Annotated in this window: 15 protein-coding genes; 6 read left to right on the top strand and 9 right to left on the bottom strand. The window is 42.1% G+C overall.

The features are described from left to right. Nucleotides 1-10 precede the first annotated feature (10 nt). Together AB3N00_RS01195 and AB3N00_RS01190 are read right to left on the bottom strand one after the other, a co-directional pair. Nucleotides 11-892: a carbohydrate ABC transporter permease gene (locus AB3N00_RS01195; protein ID WP_413032916.1), complete on the bottom strand. Its 882-nt coding sequence runs from the start codon at nt 890-892 to the stop codon at nt 11-13. Nucleotides 893-908: 16 nt separating this feature from the next. Then, nucleotides 909-1,802: an ABC transporter permease gene (locus AB3N00_RS01190; protein ID WP_246311127.1), complete on the bottom strand. Its 894-nt coding sequence runs from the start codon at nt 1,800-1,802 to the stop codon at nt 909-911. Between the two features lie 502 nt (nt 1,803-2,304). On the opposite strand from AB3N00_RS01190, the gene AB3N00_RS01185 reads away from it, so the two are divergent. Beyond that, entirely contained in the window at nt 2,305-3,381 is a 1,077-nt protein-coding gene (locus AB3N00_RS01185; RefSeq protein ID WP_413032915.1) for a LacI family DNA-binding transcriptional regulator, read from the top strand. A 246-nt stretch (nt 3,382-3,627) separates the two neighbouring features. Here the strand turns inward: AB3N00_RS01185 and AB3N00_RS01180 are convergent, their stop codons facing one another. Together AB3N00_RS01180 and AB3N00_RS01175 are read right to left on the bottom strand one after the other, a co-directional pair. Next, on the bottom strand, nt 3,628-4,167 hold the full coding sequence (locus AB3N00_RS01180; protein WP_413032914.1) for an AAA family ATPase: 540 nt from the start codon (nt 4,165-4,167) through the stop codon (nt 3,628-3,630). An 18-nt stretch (nt 4,168-4,185) separates the two neighbouring features. After that, complete coding sequence (locus AB3N00_RS01175) at nt 4,186-4,689, bottom strand: N-acetyltransferase family protein (RefSeq protein WP_413032913.1); 504 nt, start codon at nt 4,687-4,689, stop codon at nt 4,186-4,188. Between the two features lie 251 nt (nt 4,690-4,940). Here AB3N00_RS01175 and AB3N00_RS01170 point away from each other — a divergent pair, with 251 nt between their 5' ends. Together AB3N00_RS01170 and AB3N00_RS01165 are read left to right on the top strand one after the other, a co-directional pair. Next, nucleotides 4,941-5,429, top strand: coding sequence for a pyridoxamine 5'-phosphate oxidase family protein (locus AB3N00_RS01170; protein ID WP_413032912.1), 489 nt, complete (start codon nt 4,941-4,943; stop codon nt 5,427-5,429). A 307-nt stretch (nt 5,430-5,736) separates the two neighbouring features. Next, the gene (locus AB3N00_RS01165) at nt 5,737-6,411 is read left to right on the top strand and encodes a class I SAM-dependent methyltransferase (protein ID WP_413032911.1); all 675 of its coding nucleotides are present in this window, start codon (nt 5,737-5,739) and stop codon (nt 6,409-6,411) included. Nucleotides 6,412-6,792: 381 nt separating this feature from the next. On the opposite strand, the gene AB3N00_RS01160 is transcribed toward AB3N00_RS01165, so the two are convergent. From AB3N00_RS01160 to AB3N00_RS01145, 4 genes are all read right to left on the bottom strand, one after another. Beyond that, the gene (locus AB3N00_RS01160; RefSeq protein WP_413032910.1) at nt 6,793-7,788 is read right to left on the bottom strand and encodes a LacI family DNA-binding transcriptional regulator; all 996 of its coding nucleotides are present in this window, start codon (nt 7,786-7,788) and stop codon (nt 6,793-6,795) included. Further along, nucleotides 7,788-8,603, bottom strand: a complete 816-nt coding sequence (locus tag AB3N00_RS01155; protein WP_413032909.1) for a carbohydrate ABC transporter permease — start codon at nt 8,601-8,603, stop codon at nt 7,788-7,790. Before AB3N00_RS01155 ends, AB3N00_RS01160 begins: the two co-directional genes overlap by 1 nt. Nucleotides 8,604-8,624: 21 nt before the next feature. Beyond that, nucleotides 8,625-9,503 (bottom strand): carbohydrate ABC transporter permease, encoded by an 879-nt coding sequence (locus AB3N00_RS01150; protein WP_413032908.1) that lies wholly within the window; start codon nt 9,501-9,503, stop codon nt 8,625-8,627. 70 nt (nt 9,504-9,573) lie between these two features. After that, nucleotides 9,574-10,749, bottom strand: coding sequence for a sugar ABC transporter substrate-binding protein (locus tag AB3N00_RS01145; protein WP_413032907.1), 1,176 nt, complete (start codon nt 10,747-10,749; stop codon nt 9,574-9,576). A 372-nt stretch (nt 10,750-11,121) separates the two neighbouring features. Between AB3N00_RS01145 and AB3N00_RS01140 the strand changes: the two genes are divergently transcribed. From AB3N00_RS01140 to AB3N00_RS01130, 3 genes are read left to right on the top strand one after another with little or no spacing between them, the layout of a single operon-like run. Continuing rightward, nucleotides 11,122-11,703, top strand: coding sequence for a class I SAM-dependent methyltransferase (locus tag AB3N00_RS01140; protein ID WP_413032906.1), 582 nt, complete (start codon nt 11,122-11,124; stop codon nt 11,701-11,703). A gap of 49 nt (nt 11,704-11,752) precedes the next feature. Further along, a complete protein-coding gene (locus AB3N00_RS01135) occupies nt 11,753-12,433 on the top strand; it encodes a response regulator (RefSeq protein WP_413032905.1) in 681 nt (226 codons plus the stop codon). A 55-nt stretch (nt 12,434-12,488) separates the two neighbouring features. Next, nucleotides 12,489-13,526 carry a sensor histidine kinase gene (locus AB3N00_RS01130; protein ID WP_413035156.1) on the top strand — a complete coding sequence of 346 codons (1,038 nt, stop codon included), beginning with the start codon at nt 12,489-12,491 and terminating at the stop codon, nt 13,524-13,526. Between the two features lie 95 nt (nt 13,527-13,621). Here AB3N00_RS01130 and AB3N00_RS01125 read toward each other — a convergent pair whose 3' ends face one another. Then, nucleotides 13,622-14,902, bottom strand: a complete 1,281-nt coding sequence (locus AB3N00_RS01125; RefSeq protein ID WP_413032904.1) for a diguanylate cyclase domain-containing protein — start codon at nt 14,900-14,902, stop codon at nt 13,622-13,624. Between the last annotated feature and the right edge of the window lies 1 nt (nt 14,903).

The following is a 14,903-nucleotide window of genomic DNA, read 5'->3' as shown; positions in this document are numbered from 1 at the left end:
AGGCTGTTCACTATTTAAGTGAGCCTACCATGACCCCTTTTTCAAAATATTTCTGAAAGAACGGATACATAATGATGAGTGGCAGACTCGAAATGACAATGGCTGAATATTTGATCATTTCCGAGAGCCGTTTCAGTTCCGCCATCGCAAGCTGATCACTGATCATCCCTGGTGCAGCCTGGTTCTGTATCAGAATGGAGCGCAGTACGAGCTGTAACGGGTGGAGATTGGGATTATCCAGATAGATCATGGCATCAAAATAGGAATTCCACTGCCCTACAAACGCGTACAACGCCAGTACAAATATGATGGGTTTCGACAATGGAATGACGATCTGGAAGAAAATCTTCATCTCGGATGCACCATCCACATTAGCGGCCTCTTTCAATTCTCGCGGTACCCCTTTGAAAAAGGTTCTGGAGAGAATGATGTTCCATACGTTCACTGCACCTGGAATGATAATGGCCCACACCGTATCCAGCATGCCGAGATTACGCACGAGCAGATAGGTGGGAATCAATCCGCCACCGAAGAACATGGTAATGATAAATATAATCATGAAAAATCCTCGCCCTGCCAGCCTTTCATCAGACAATGCGTAACCTGCAAATATCGAGACGGTCACCGTCACGAGTGCAAAGGAGACCGAGTACAGCACAGCATTGGCAAAACCTCGAATCATGGCCGGATTCGACAAAATCATCTGGTAACCATCCAGACTCCAATCGGACACATTGAAAGACAGGCCACGGTTCAGCAGCACAGTCGGGTCCATGAATGAGGCGATAACAATGTAAATCAGGGGCACGACCACAACCAGTACAGCACAGGTGAGAAAGATCGCGTTTAGGACGAGGAGCAGACGATCCAGTCCCGTATGTTTGACAACCATGAATAACTCTCCTTTCCTAATAGAGGCCTTCGCCTTCATTCAATTTCTTGACAATCAGATTCACAGTAACCAGCAAAATCACGTTGATAACCGAGTTGAACAATCCCACAGCTGCAGAGTAAGCATAATCTCCAGACTGCAAGCCCACCTTGTAGACATACGTGGCAATGATCTCGGAGGAAGGCAGGTTCATGGACGTCTGCATCAGGTAGGCCTTCTCAAATCCAATGGACATGATCCCGCCAGCTGCTAGAATAAATACGATGGCCATAATCGGACGAATCGTCGGAAGGTCAATGTGACGAATACGCTGAATGAGATTCGCACCATCGAGATTGGCTGCATTGTGAAGTTCCGGATCGACATTGGCCAACGCCGCGACATAAATGATGGAAGCCCATCCCGCTCCGGTCCAGATATCAGACAAAATGTATATCCAGCGGAAATATTCCGGCTCGGACATGAACATAATCGGCTGACCGGTGATCCATGTGGCGAATTGGTTAATCGGCCCTGTCGGTGATAGAAAGATAAACAGCATACCCACAATGACAACAACCGATATGAAGTTTGGTGCATACAGAAACAACTGAATATTTTTCTTCACCCCGGCTTTACGCACCTGATTGAGCATGAGAGCTAGCAAAATGGGTACCGGGAAGCTGAAGATCAATCCAAAAAAACTGAGTTTAAGCGTATTCATAAAAATGACATCAAAATTGGGGGAAGCCAAAAATTTCTCAAAATGCTTCAACCCTACCCATTCACTGCCCATGATGCCTTTGATTGGGCTAAAATCCTTAAATGCAATAATGGCTCCATACATCGGGATGTATTTGAAGACAAGGGTCAGGATCAAAGCTGGTGCAAGTAACAAATACAAAAAATAGTGCTTCTTGAGCTGCTGCATCCTGTGACTGGTCGATGTCCTCTCTTTCAGTGCCCTTCCCGAACTTTTTTGGGTATCCACTGCGTTATCCAACATGTTACCTCCGTTCATCACTTAAGTTTACAATTGCACCCGGTAAGGGCTTTCAATATTTACAATTGCTCATTTGATATTTTACAATTTAACAGGTGGTATAGGCATTAGTCAATACATTATGTAAAAATAATTGTGCATTTGATTACTTTTTTGTTTGCTTTCAGTATAGATCGTCCATTTATTTGCGTGTATAAAGTATATTCCTTTCCCTTCTCCACGCCTTAAACCCATACATCGTAGGGGGATTGTTATTTTTCGGTCATAGCAGAAAGAATACAAACATACCAAAGTAGATTGCCTCAATTTGGAAAACGTAAACTTGATTGTGCATTTGTAAACTCGAGATTGCTATTTGCTTCAATCTATTATACATTTGAGTTAGATAGCTATACGGATGACCATTTGATCATTAGAGGTGAAACGCGAGATGGCAAAAGAAAGAGTCACGATTCAGGACATCGCGGATGCTTTAGGCATCTCCAGGAATACGGCTTCCAAGGCATTAAATGATACTGGCAATATCCCGGACGAGACACGGAATCGTGTAATCAAAAAAGCAATGGAACTCAAATACAAACAGTTCGCTTATATGGAGAGTGAGCATGTCCTAACCAAAACACCAGGGAATATCGCCCTGTTAACAGAAAATCTGCCCAATACATCCCACTTTGGTTCGTTATTGATCAGCGGTTTGGAGAAAAGAATTAGTGCAGAGGGATACAATCTCTCCATCCATATTGTGCGCGAGGTAGATCAGAATTCACTTGCACTTCCCAACAATTTTGATCTCTCGAAGGTAGATGGCATCATTTGTATTGAATTATTCGATCTTGAATACACTCAGCTTATTACCAATCTGGGGATCCCCACCATCTTCATCGATTGCGCTTCGAACATATGTTATCCTGATTTCCATGCTGATCTGCTGTTGATGGAGAATGAACATAGCATCTACCAGTTAACCAAAAAATTAATTGAGAGCGGCTACAAAAATATTGGATTTACCGGGGATTACAATCACTGCAAAAGTTTCAATGAACGTTGGGTAGGTTATCAGCGGGCCATGCTGGAATCGGGGCTGCAGGTCGATCTATCCCAATGTATTGTGGAGGATGACCGCCTGTTCTTCTCGAAGCCCGGCTGGTTGAGGGAGCGAGTGTCTGAGTTGAAATCGTTACCTGATGCATATGTCTGCGCTAATGACTTCATCGCGGTCGAACTGATCAAGGCCTTGAAATTGAGAAATGTATCCGTTCCACAGGATGTTGTTGTATGCGGATTCGATAACGCTCCCGAATCACGAATTATTGAACCTCCATTAACGACGGTTCATATATATAGCAACGAGATGGGTATCAAGGCAGCGGAGATGCTGTTATCCCGAATTGACAATCCCGCACAACCTTTTCAGGTCTCGCACATCGTGACCAAACCGATCATAAGAGAATCCACACCATCCATTATGCCTGCCAACTCTCATCTGGCTGATGTAACCGTAACATAAATGAACTGACGGGTAATTTTTCCAAGGTTTGTATACCACCGTTAATTCCTCCCTAGCTGGTGGGTTAATAAAAAGAACAAGCGAGCAGTGCGTCAATACGCAAGCTCGCTTGTTCTTTTTATCGCTTCACGTGCAGCAGCACTGATCCCTTTTGCCTTCTGATTTGTTCCGATAAAAAAAGCCGCTATAATAGCGACTATGAATGGAACTATACTCTTCCTTCGATATATCATTAAAAAAGTGTCACTACAGATTTGTAATAGGTTCATTTTTTTCAGAGTATAACAAGATATCATTTACTGATTCCTCTGGTGTCAGCTCCGAGCTGTCCAGCCAAAACCCGATTTTAGGCGTTTCCTTCATAAACTCTGAATACAAATTTTCCACCGTAAAGCCAGTATAGCCGACCTTGCCTCTTAATTTTTCACGTTCTTTCACCACTTCTACATTTGGACACAGCACAATGATCTGAACCGGGTAATCCTTTAATTGCTCCATCATATAGATTAACTCCGCTCCATAGTAATTATCCTGCAAAACAACAGAAAATCCGTTATCATAATAGGTCTTTGCAGCATTTACGGCTAACCGATACCGCAAATGTAATTGGCGGACTGCTTCTTCGGACGGTTCAGCAGACATTTCTTCCCGTCCTGATACGATCATGCGACGGAACACATCCCCTCGCAGATGAACACTTTTCCCCAGCTTGGAGGCCAGCAGCTCCGCCACCGTTGACTTTCCGGAAGCCATAACGCCTGTGATTAAGTAAATAACTTCTTCCATAACAAGTTGCCTCCCTTCTTACTTCGAGAATATTTTTGACATAAAGTATTGATCGTAAGGTGTGTCATTTATCATTAGTGAGTTTCTTTTTATGCCTTCTATCTCAAATCCCATTTTTTTATATAGAGATACACCTGCTTCATTTTGAATGACCACTGTAAGTTCTAACCGTAAAATATTATGAGTTACTGCCCACTCTTCCATCTTTTGAAAAAGATTTGTTCCTATACCACGCCCGGTATATTCTTTTAAAACACCTATGGCTAGGTAGGCTGAATGTTTTGTTCTTCTTGTATCTCCACCAATGACTGCTAAATATCCAACTAACTGTCCATCATGTTCTGCAACCAGAACCGTTGAATTCCATTCCTTTTCCATTCTTACCAACCATTTATGTTGTTCTTCAGGAGAAGCTTTTCTTTCTCCTGGCTCCATTAGCATAAAATCAGCCTCAGCTTCAACTTGTTTCATTAGCAAATCAAAACGTTGAGCATCATCAGGTTGTATCTCTCTGATTAACATCGCATTCACCCCATTAAATATATATATTCAGTATTATACATCTTATGGAATGAAGCTCCCCCTTAAGGTTACATAAAAACTGCCTTATAGACAAATTTGAACCAACACTTCATCTGTTCGTGGTCTCTCCAATTTCATACTGGACAAGAAGAAGTACATTCGGATCAAAGAACGGACGATAACGAGAGGTTTGGCAGAGCTTAGCGTGGGAAATATTGATAATAATACACATCGAAAGGATGAATCACACGATGAATCCAACCTCAGATCACCAAGAAGCGATCAAGAAAATTCAGGAATTGATCAAAGACATCGACGTTGCGATGCTCACAACGGTATCAGAAGAAGGGCTAGTTTCACGTCCCATGAAAACCCAGGATGTCGAGTTCGACAGCAACCTGTGGTTCCTGACCAAGAAAGATACCAGCAAGTTTCATGAACTGCTTCGCAATCAGCAAGTCAACGTGGCATATGTGGGTAAGTCTTTCCTCTCCATCCGCGGTGAAGCCGAACTCGTGGAAAGTTCCGAGAAGATAAAAGAATTCTGGAGTCCGGCCTACGAGAAAGTACTGGAAACCACATATGACGATCCGAATCTCGTTCTCATCAAGGTCACAGCCGAATCCGCCGAGTATTGGGATTCCGGCAACAAGTTCAAAATGGCGAAGTTCATGTTCCGTAGGCTCCTGGGCAAAAATACGGAGGGGACGGATATCAATCAGATCGTGGAATTTAATTAGATTCGTTGAGAAATCCAGTCTTCATGAGAGAAATGCCCATCATGCTATAGGTGATGGGCATTTTTAATTCAATCGTTATAAGTAATTCATTACGGTGTGTTACATAAACCCTCAAAAACCTCCAAGGTTGCCTCCGTATCTTACGGAAGACGCTGCTATTGGATTTCCCTCACATTCTCTTATCATGATTGAATCAGAAATCGGAACATATTCATAGTTCTCACCTATGAACTTATCCAAATTCCCTATTTCCTCTTCTTATTTCTTACCTGTAAAATATTGAAAAAACCTCAAGGAGCATAAATACATGAAACCTTCAGTAAAGCACTTGTTTGATAAAGTAGCGCAAGACTATGATATGCAACGAAAGCAGCTTATCCCTTGTTTTAATGATTTTTACGGAATGGCTCTGGACCTTATGGAATGCTCCAAGGACAACCCGCGTATTCTTGATCTGGGTGCCGGAACGGGACTTCTCTCTGGAATGGTACTGCAGAAATATCCAAACGCGCGGATAACCTTAATGGACATTAGTGAAAAAATGCTTGAAATGGCACGCCGAAGATTTGCTGATACAGATCAAGTACAGTATGTGGTTGGAGATTATACCAAACATGCATTTACGAGTTCCTACGATATGATCATTTCTTCTCTCTCAATTCATCATCTGACCCACGCTGACAAGAAGAATGTGTTTGGCACTGTATACAAAATGCTAAAACCTGGTGGACTCTTCATCAACGCAGATCAGGTTCAGGGAAGGACACCAATGACAGACGCTTATTACCGTGATCGCTGGCTGGATGCCATTCATAAGAGCGGATTGTCAGATGAAGCCATCTCGGCTTCAATTGAACGTCGTAAAGTTGATATCAATGCCAAGTTGGAGGATCAGTTGCTATGGTTGGAGGAAGCTGGTTTTAGCGTGGCGGATTGTATGTATAAGTATTTGGATTTCGTGGTGTTTTACGCTCAAAAATAGAAATAATCAGATCGCAGATATATTTCGTTTACGTCATTCTTCGGTGCCGAAATGCAAGTCGAATAGGTTCTCGATATGAAGGTAGGCCAATTTCATGATCCTTCAAATTGGGCTTCTCACTCTTTATATGACGAGCAGATAGAATTGCGATAATTCACTGGCTATTTGGCTTATACCAAAAAGTCGCCAAAATGGCGACTCTTAGCTTGTAACATTACCTCCGGGTTTTCCTATAAGCCGATTCTCTGGGCCTGCTGCTTTTATGGCATGAAAGGGTAAATGCCTCAACTTCAGTGGAAGTAAATCTTAGGTCTGCTTCGCGTAACTCTGTCAACTGGTCTTCAACTCGTAACCGGGCCAATGGGATAACCAGAATGAAAATCACCTGCAGCTTTCGCGAAGTACAAGCTGGGGCTCAACCATAATGGCTTGCCCCGATGCGCCTTTTTCGATCAAGTCTATCAGCATCTGCCCTGCTAATCTGCCAATCCCTTTTTTATCCTGCCTAACTGTCGTTAACTTGGGTGTGGTGAATCGACAAGCTTCAATATCATCACAGCCAATAACCGCAATGCGATTCGGAACAAGCATGCCTCGTTCTTTGATAGCTTCTATGGCTCCAAATGCCATAAAGTCCGAACAAGCAAAGACCAATTCCGGCAGATCTCCTCCGTCCAAAATCTGGTTCATGGAGTCGTATCCGCTTTGATCAAAATAATCTCCGTAAACGATCCATTCTTCCCTGCACTCCAGATTATAAAGATGTAAAGCCTTTCGAAAGCCGCTTTCTCTCTGTTGAGTTATAAAGGAGCATTCGTTTCCGCCTATAAAAGCAATTTTACGTATCCCATTTAAATGAGCATGCCTGACCACTTTCTCCGCGATCATATAATTATCTGTCATGATATAGCTCGATGTTGTACCTGAGAGGATCATGTCTACACCTACGACCGGAATGTGACTCTCATCTAACTGGCGGCTCCCTTCGTCAGTCTCATCACCTGACATAATCAGGCATCCGTCAATATTGTAGTGGTGACACCTTTCTAAATAATCCCTATCCTTCGAGAAAAAAACAAAGTCATAACCCATTTCACTAATAAAATCCTTGAAATTATTCAATATAAGACTGAAAAATGGATGCGTAAAGCCCACGTTAAATTGACCACCAATAATAACCCCAATCAACTTGGAACGATTCGTAGCCAGTGTTTTGGCTGAAAACGTTGGAACATAACCCGTATCCTGAATGATTTTTTTCACTCTTTGACGCGTCTGATCGCTTATGTTACCCGTATTATTCATTATTTTGGATACTGTTGCAGCCGAGACCCCTGCCAGTTTCGCGATATCACGAATGGTATGTTTTTTATCCATTATTTAATCCCCGTAAAGTTAAAGCCTTGAACGATATATTTTTGGAAGCAGACATACACAATGAGAACAGGAATAACCATAAATGTGGCACCTGCCATCTGCAGAGCAAAATCGGTTGAATATTGTCCTTTTAGCAGAGACATACCTACGGATAACGTAAACAAAGCATCATCATTGGCAACAATCAGCGGCCACAGGAAACTGTTCCAAGCACCAATAAAGGTAAATATGGCCTGCACAGCTAGAATGGGCTTCGACATCGTTAGCACCAACTGACCAAAAATACGAAACTCTCCCGCCCCATCCAGTCTACCGGCTTCAAGGAGTTCATCTGGAATGGTGCTCATAAACTGGCGTACCAAAAATATATTGAATGCGGATGCAAGTCCTGGTAGAACAATACCCGCCATCGTATTCGTCAAATTCATTTCGCTGATGATAATATACATAGGTATGATTTTGACCTGTCCGGGAATCATCATGGTTGCCAGTACAATCATAAACAATATGCGGTTGCCTCGGAACCGGAACTTGGAGAATGCATATCCTGCCATCGTATCAAGGAGGAGACCCAGCATGGAAAAGAGAACAATGATCATCGTATTCATAAGGTAAACATCAAAATCAAGTCGTTGAAAGAGATTTATGTAGCTTTGAAAGCTGAACGTTTCAGGAAATAATGTCGGCGGAATGGCTAATGCTTCCCTTTCCGTCTTAAATGAGTTCAATATCATCCATAAAAAAGGGAAAGCCATCACCATGCTTCCTATGGATAAAAGAACTGCCGAAATGGAAACCTCCCATTGTTTTTTCATACTTCTTCACCTCAGCTGTCTTTATTCTTCTCTTCTTAGTTTAAACTGTATCATCGTAACGACGATAATGACGGCAAACAAGACCGTAGATGCTGCTGCGGCGTATCCGAATTTACTGTATTGGAAGCCTTCCTGATAAATGAACAAAGCCATTGAGATTGTACCGTTCAGAGGCCCGCCCCCTGTCATAACAAAAGGCTCTTCAAAGAATTGCAGCCATCCAATGAGTTTGGTAACCACGACAAAGAAAATGGCATAACGAATGGACGGCAGCGTAATATGCCACAAGCGCTGCCAGCGATTGGCACCATCTATTTCGGCTGCTTCATAGTACATCTCGGGAATAGATTTAAGAGCCGCTAGAAAAATAATCATATTGACCCCAAGTCCTTGCCATACGGCCAGGATGAGCAAAGAAATCTTAGCTACAAAAGGCTTCTCTAACCAAGGTATAGAATCTGTTCCTGCCAGGGACAACAAATAATTAAATAAACCATACTGCTGATTGTAGAGATAACTCCAAATTACAGCTATAGCTACGATATTAGTTATCGTGGGTAAGTAATAAATGGTTCGAAAAGCAGAGAAGAATGCATTGCTCCCATAATTAAGAAGCAGTGCTACGACAAGCGATAACAGAACGACCACAGGTACGCCAAGGCATACATAGAACATTGTATTTAACATTGAAACAATGAAGACTTTGTCCTTAAACAGCTCGATGAAGTTATCGATACCTATAAAATGGATTTTCGACCAATTCGCCAGACCAACAAGGTCCATATCCGTGAAGCTGATGAATATGGATACGATAATTGGAACAATTGAAAAAATGGCCAACAGAAGAATGGCTGGAGCAACGAACAGATACGGAATCATTTTTGTTCTGAACCGATACATCTTTTCCCCCTCATAAAATGAACTGGGCAGATGGTAAACGCTTCAATCACCCCTGCCCAGTACGGATTCATTAATCAGACAAAATTTTCCGGACTTCCTCTTGGTAACTTTCCAGAGCCTTGTCGATATCCTCCCCACCACGAATCACTTGTTCAAGCGTTTTCAGCAATTCGGATGCGATGAATTCATATTCCGCAATCACCGGGAACGGTTGAGTTGAGTTCAGTTGTTCTCCAAATACTTTCATGAAAGGGTCATTAGCGAACATTGGATCTTCCCAAGCACTTTTCGTAGTTGGTAACGTAGATGCTGCTTTGTACCATTCCACCTGAGTCTCCGGATCAGTCATGTAGTTAATGAACGTAAGCGCTTCGTCCACTTTATCCGTACCTTCAAATACCGTAAAATGAGAACCGCCAGCCATCGATGTATTCTGTTCTGCCTTAGGCATTACTCGCACATTCCATTTCCCTTCAATATCGGCAGCCTGTTCTTTGATGGTGTTGACCATGTAGGGGCCGCTGATAAACATTGGATATGTACCATCGCTAAACCCTTGAACCGTTTCTTTACCGGCTTCCAGTTGAGACAAGCCTTCTGCAAAGAATGTACTGTAAAGCTCCATTGCTTCCTTAAATTTTGGATCTTTAAAGTTATCTGCTCCCTTCTCCGTGTCGTAGACCCAGCCATGTTCCCAAGCCATCATCATCGGGATATGGTGACTGCCTTTGTCGATATCAAATCCGAAATTCCCTTCCCCCCGTGCTGTCAACTTTTTTGCCGCATCAAGCATGTCATCCCAGGTTTCCGGACCGTTGGGATACCCTACCTCAGCAAGTAAATCTGAACGATAGAACAATACGCGAGTATCAATGATGTATGGAATTGCATACGTTTTTTCATCATAGATGGTCGTGGCCGTAGCGCTTTCAAAGAAGTTGTCAGGATTAAGATTTGGATATTTGTCTAAATGTTCAGTGAGGTCAAGAAAAGCTCCGGCTTCAGCAAATTCTGCTACCCAAGTATTCCCTACTTGTAATACATCAGGGCCTTTGCCTGCTGCAACTGCCGTAAGCAGCTTATCATGCGCATCTCCCCACGGAATTGCGAGTACATCAACCTTCATGTTATGTTCCTCTTCAAACCCTTTTACGAACGCTTGCATTTGTTTTCCTTCCGAGCCCATCGCCCACACTTGAATGGTATGATCTGCCCCCGCCTGAGACGAACAACCAGATAAAGCCATCGCAAAAATTGTAGAAAGTGCGAGTATGCCACTTTTCAGCCTTCTTTTCATCAACGCTTCAAACCCCTCTCACCCTGCACATTTTAGTTAGGTAACCGGTTTCCTAAAACGAAGTATAAAAGAATTTAATTAATGAATGATAAACCAGGTGTAAAATAATAGTAAACTATTCCTTCAACTTACTATTTTTCTAATCACTCAGTTTAAGTTCCAGCTGATTCTGACCTCCCCCCGGTTTTCATCGTTTCTCCAAAATCCATTCTTCTTTAGAATTTCTTCAGATTTATACCCAGTGAATCCTAAGTTCTGTTCGTTATTATTCTCGTAGAATCAACTGTTTGTAGGAAACAACGATATTGGAGGAACATTCCATTGAAACTTAATGAGAACATCTTATTTTTACGCAGCTTTATTCACTGTCCGAAAAGAGTGGGAAGCATCATTCCAAGCTCTCGGTTTCTGGCAAAAAAAATGGTTGAGCAAGCTCCATGGCATGAGATGAGTGCCGTTGCAGAACTCGGTTCGGGTACGGGTGCCATCACCCATTCTATTCACGAACACGTAAGTGAATCAGCCAAGGTTGTATTGTTTGAAATGAATGATACAATGAGGAACGATTTACAGCTAAAGTATCCAGAGTATGCCTGCTACCCGGACGCAGCTAACCTTGTTAATATATTGAAGCAAGAACATATTCAACAATTAGATTGCATCTTTAGCGGACTTCCCTTTTTTAATTTTGAACGTGAGTTCAGAGATACGTTGGTTGAACAGATCTATAATGGACTTAAACCTGGGGGATTGTTTATCGCATTTCAATACTCACTTCAGATGAAGAAGCAACTTTCCGAGAAATTTATGATCGAAAAGGTTGATTTCGTACCGTGGAACGTCCCTCCTGCTTTCGTTTACGTCTGTCGAAAAAAGGAAATCAATAGGATGGAAACACTATAGTTCAAACTATGGATGTATAATAACATGCAAAAAATGAAGGAGCGTTATAATGAATACTGTCCTTGTTGTAGATGATGAATCGGAGATTCGAGATATCATTCATGTCTATTTACGTAATGAAGGGTACCAGGTCATTGAGGCCGCCGACGGTGAAGAAGCACTTAAAGCCATTCAAACATCATCCATTCAGCTGGTAATCCTGGATATCATGATGCCTAAAATGGATGGAATCAAGACCTGTCTCAAAATCAGGGAAATATCAAACACCCCCATCATCATGCTGTCAGCCAAGGAAGAAGATATTGATAAAATTACCGGTCTGACCACCGGGGCTGATGATTATATGATCAAACCGTTTAACCCGCTCGAATTGCTTGCTCGTGTGAAGGCTCAGCTGCGGCGTCAATCCTTACTGGGCAAGGAAGAATTCAGTTCCCTAATGATTATCAAGGATCTGCTTATTGATGAAAGCAAACATCTGGTGAGGCTGAAAGGAAGAACCATTTCGTTGACGCCTCTGGAATTTGCCATCCTTGTGCTGCTTGCCAGCCGCCCTGGACAAGTTTTCAGTTCACAACAGATTTACGAAAATGTCTGGAAAGAGCCTTATGGGTATTCGGATAATACGGTTATGGTTCACATTCGGAATTTACGGGAGAAAATAGAGGAATTCCCAAGGGATCCTCAGTACATTAAGACCGTGTGGGGAGTTGGCTACAAAATTGACTGAAGCTGCAGATCGACCAAAGCAAAAAAAGAAAATTCAGGTCAACATATTAATCAGGATGTTGTTAAGTTTAATTATGGCTACAGTCATAAACAATTTATGTATCATGCTTTTCCTCAAAATAAGCACGGTTATGGAGTGGTTTTGGTTTCGCGATTTTTTTCCTTACATTCTTACTCCCTTGTTTACTGTAGCCTTTGTATTGATTTTTTTGATTTTGACACGTCAGATGGTTCGAGACTTAATTACACTGGAAGAAGGACTGCAAACGATTGCCGAAGGGAATTTGAAATATCGGGTACCTGTTGTAAGGCAGGATGAACTCGGGCGGGTCGCTCATAACATTAATCGAATGACAGAACGTTTAGAGCAGCAGCTTTCAAAGGAACGAGAGATTGAAAAGTCCAAAATGGACATGATCACAGGAATTTCACATGACTTACGCACACCTCTAACAAGTATTATTGGATACATCGAGCTCTTAAAATCCAATTCATTTCAAAACGAAGATGAATACAACCGGTTTGTCCAAAACACCTATAACAAAGCATTTCATTTGAAGAAATTGCTTGATGACTTGTTTGAATACACACGTCTTACTTCAATGGACGCTCATATTAATTTAAAAAGAATTGACATTGTACAGCTATTGGAACAAATAACGTTCGAATTTGAGCCCATTGCACAAGAACAAGGGATTCAAATCGTAAAAGAAATCGCTGATTCACCAATTATTACTTCCGTAGACAGTGACAAAATGGCCAGAGCCATCGATAACCTTCTCATGAATGCTCTAAAATATTCCCTGAAACCAGGAACGATCAGCATTCGATTGAACTCAAATCACAATCAAATTGTAATTGAGGTCGAAAATAAAGGGATCCCTCTTACGAAAGATCAACAGGATCAACTCTTTGATCGTTTTTATAAGGTGGATCACTCCAGAAGCAACGAGGGCATTCAAGCAGGGGCTGGGCTAGGTTTGGCCATCACAAAGAACATCATCGAATTACATCATGGTTCCATATCGCTCAAACATACCGATAATATATTTATCTTTCAGTTAACTCTGCCTTCGGAAGTTACCAGAGATTAAACTCCTTCCATATGTTCCGAAGAATCCCGCATACACAAAACCCGCCGCAGATTATCACAATCTCAGTGCTATCTTCGGCGGGTTTTGTTGTCCGGTCAGGAATTTGACGAATCACCAAAGGAGAATATCCGATATGTATTCTTCCCCTCCGCTTTAGCAAGATAGAGCGCTGCATCTGCTTTTTGAAGCAGTTCTTTTACGGTATCGTCTTTTTCATAAAAGGCAATGCCAATGCTCGAAGTCGTATTGAGCTCCTGCCCACCTAAATGCCAAGGATGCTGCAGCGCTTCTAAGATGTTTTCAGCCGCAATACTGGCTTCTGAAGTATCTTTAATTCGAGGGAGTACAAAGACGAACTCGTCACCACCCATTCTGGCCAAAATCTCGTGTTCTTGAAGACAAGCTCCTGCCCTCTTCACAAATTGGCGAAGCAGTTCATCGCCTGCATCATGTCCTAATGTATCATTGATCTGTTTAAAATTGTCCAAATCTGCAAACATGACGGCTAGCTGTCCAACATCTGCTTCAAGTAAAGCATCATTTAACATTTTATTTAGACATCTTCGGTTAGGTGCCCCAGTCAGGGCATCATGATAACTCAATTGCTCCAGTTGTACCTGATACTTTTTCCGCTCTGTAATCTCTCTTCCGACAAGCATCATATTTCTAAAATCACCGTTCTCATCGAACATCGGCGTTCCTTTCAACTCTAGCCATACCGGATAACCCTGCTCATGCTGCCGCTGTATCTCGTAGGTAAAGGGCTTTTGCAATAGCAGCATACTCATAAAAACGGTGCGAAACTTCTCATCCACTTCTTCATTCTGCTGATAAAATACCCATTTGCCTATATATTCTTTGGGATCAAACCCAAGCACCATTTTGTGAGAAGGAGAAGCGTATTCCACTATACCGTCAAGATTAATCAGTTGGATCAGATCGAGGGAGTTATCTGCTAGCAATCGATAGCGCTCTTCGCTTTCTTTCAATGCCTTGAGAAGCAACTTATGCTCAGTAATGTTTTTAGCCACTCCAAAAACACCATTTACCTTTCCCTCATAAAACAAGGGAACTTGCTTAATTTGCAAATACACTATATCTCCGTTGTTATGATGGGCTTCGGCAACATATTGACAGGATGCCCCCTTTAAAACCTCAGAAAAATACTGGCTTATCAACTCAAGCTGATGCGGACAAAATAGTTCTTTGTACAACGAACCCATAATATCTTCTTTCTTATACCCTAAACATTCCGTGACCCCTTCATTTACTTCTACGATCTCTCCTTCGTTGGAAACAATGAAGATCGCATCCGGATTGTAATTAATGATCGATCTAAAAGCCTCAATGGACTGCTCACTTAAAAATTCTCTCATA

Source organism: Paenibacillus xylanilyticus (genome assembly GCF_047246825.1).
GTDB lineage: Bacteria > Bacillota > Bacilli > Paenibacillales > Paenibacillaceae > Paenibacillus > Paenibacillus xylanilyticus_B.
Note: the sequence above shows the minus strand (reverse complement) of the source record. Positions and strands in the feature narration are given on the sequence as shown.

Bases quoted from the DNA above. Each gene is read 5' to 3' on its own strand.
- AB3N00_RS01195 (WP_413032916.1), bottom strand. From the start codon at position 892: ATGGTTGTCAAACATACGGGACTGGATCGTCTGCTCCTCGTCCTAAAC.
- AB3N00_RS01190 (WP_246311127.1), bottom strand. From the start codon at position 1,802: ATGCAGCAGCTCAAGAAGCACTATTTTTTGTATTTGTTACTTGCACCA.
- AB3N00_RS01185 (WP_413032915.1), top strand. From the start codon at position 2,305: ATGGCAAAAGAAAGAGTCACGATTCAGGACATCGCGGATGCTTTAGGC.
- AB3N00_RS01180 (WP_413032914.1), bottom strand. From the start codon at position 4,167: ATGGAAGAAGTTATTTACTTAATCACAGGCGTTATGGCTTCCGGAAAG.
- AB3N00_RS01175 (WP_413032913.1), bottom strand. From the start codon at position 4,689: ATGTTAATCAGAGAGATACAACCTGATGATGCTCAACGTTTTGATTTG.
- AB3N00_RS01170 (WP_413032912.1), top strand. From the start codon at position 4,941: ATGAATCCAACCTCAGATCACCAAGAAGCGATCAAGAAAATTCAGGAA.
- AB3N00_RS01165 (WP_413032911.1), top strand. From the start codon at position 5,737: ATGAAACCTTCAGTAAAGCACTTGTTTGATAAAGTAGCGCAAGACTAT.
- AB3N00_RS01160 (WP_413032910.1), bottom strand. From the start codon at position 7,788: ATGGATAAAAAACATACCATTCGTGATATCGCGAAACTGGCAGGGGTC.
- AB3N00_RS01155 (WP_413032909.1), bottom strand. From the start codon at position 8,603: ATGAAAAAACAATGGGAGGTTTCCATTTCGGCAGTTCTTTTATCCATA.
- AB3N00_RS01150 (WP_413032908.1), bottom strand. From the start codon at position 9,503: ATGTATCGGTTCAGAACAAAAATGATTCCGTATCTGTTCGTTGCTCCA.
- AB3N00_RS01145 (WP_413032907.1), bottom strand. From the start codon at position 10,749: ATGGCTTTATCTGGTTGTTCGTCTCAGGCGGGGGCAGATCATACCATT.
- AB3N00_RS01135 (WP_413032905.1), top strand. From the start codon at position 11,753: ATGAATACTGTCCTTGTTGTAGATGATGAATCGGAGATTCGAGATATC.
- AB3N00_RS01130 (WP_413035156.1), top strand. From the start codon at position 12,489: ATGTTGTTAAGTTTAATTATGGCTACAGTCATAAACAATTTATGTATC.
- AB3N00_RS01125 (WP_413032904.1), bottom strand. From the start codon at position 14,902: ATGAGAGAATTTTTAAGTGAGCAGTCCATTGAGGCTTTTAGATCGATC.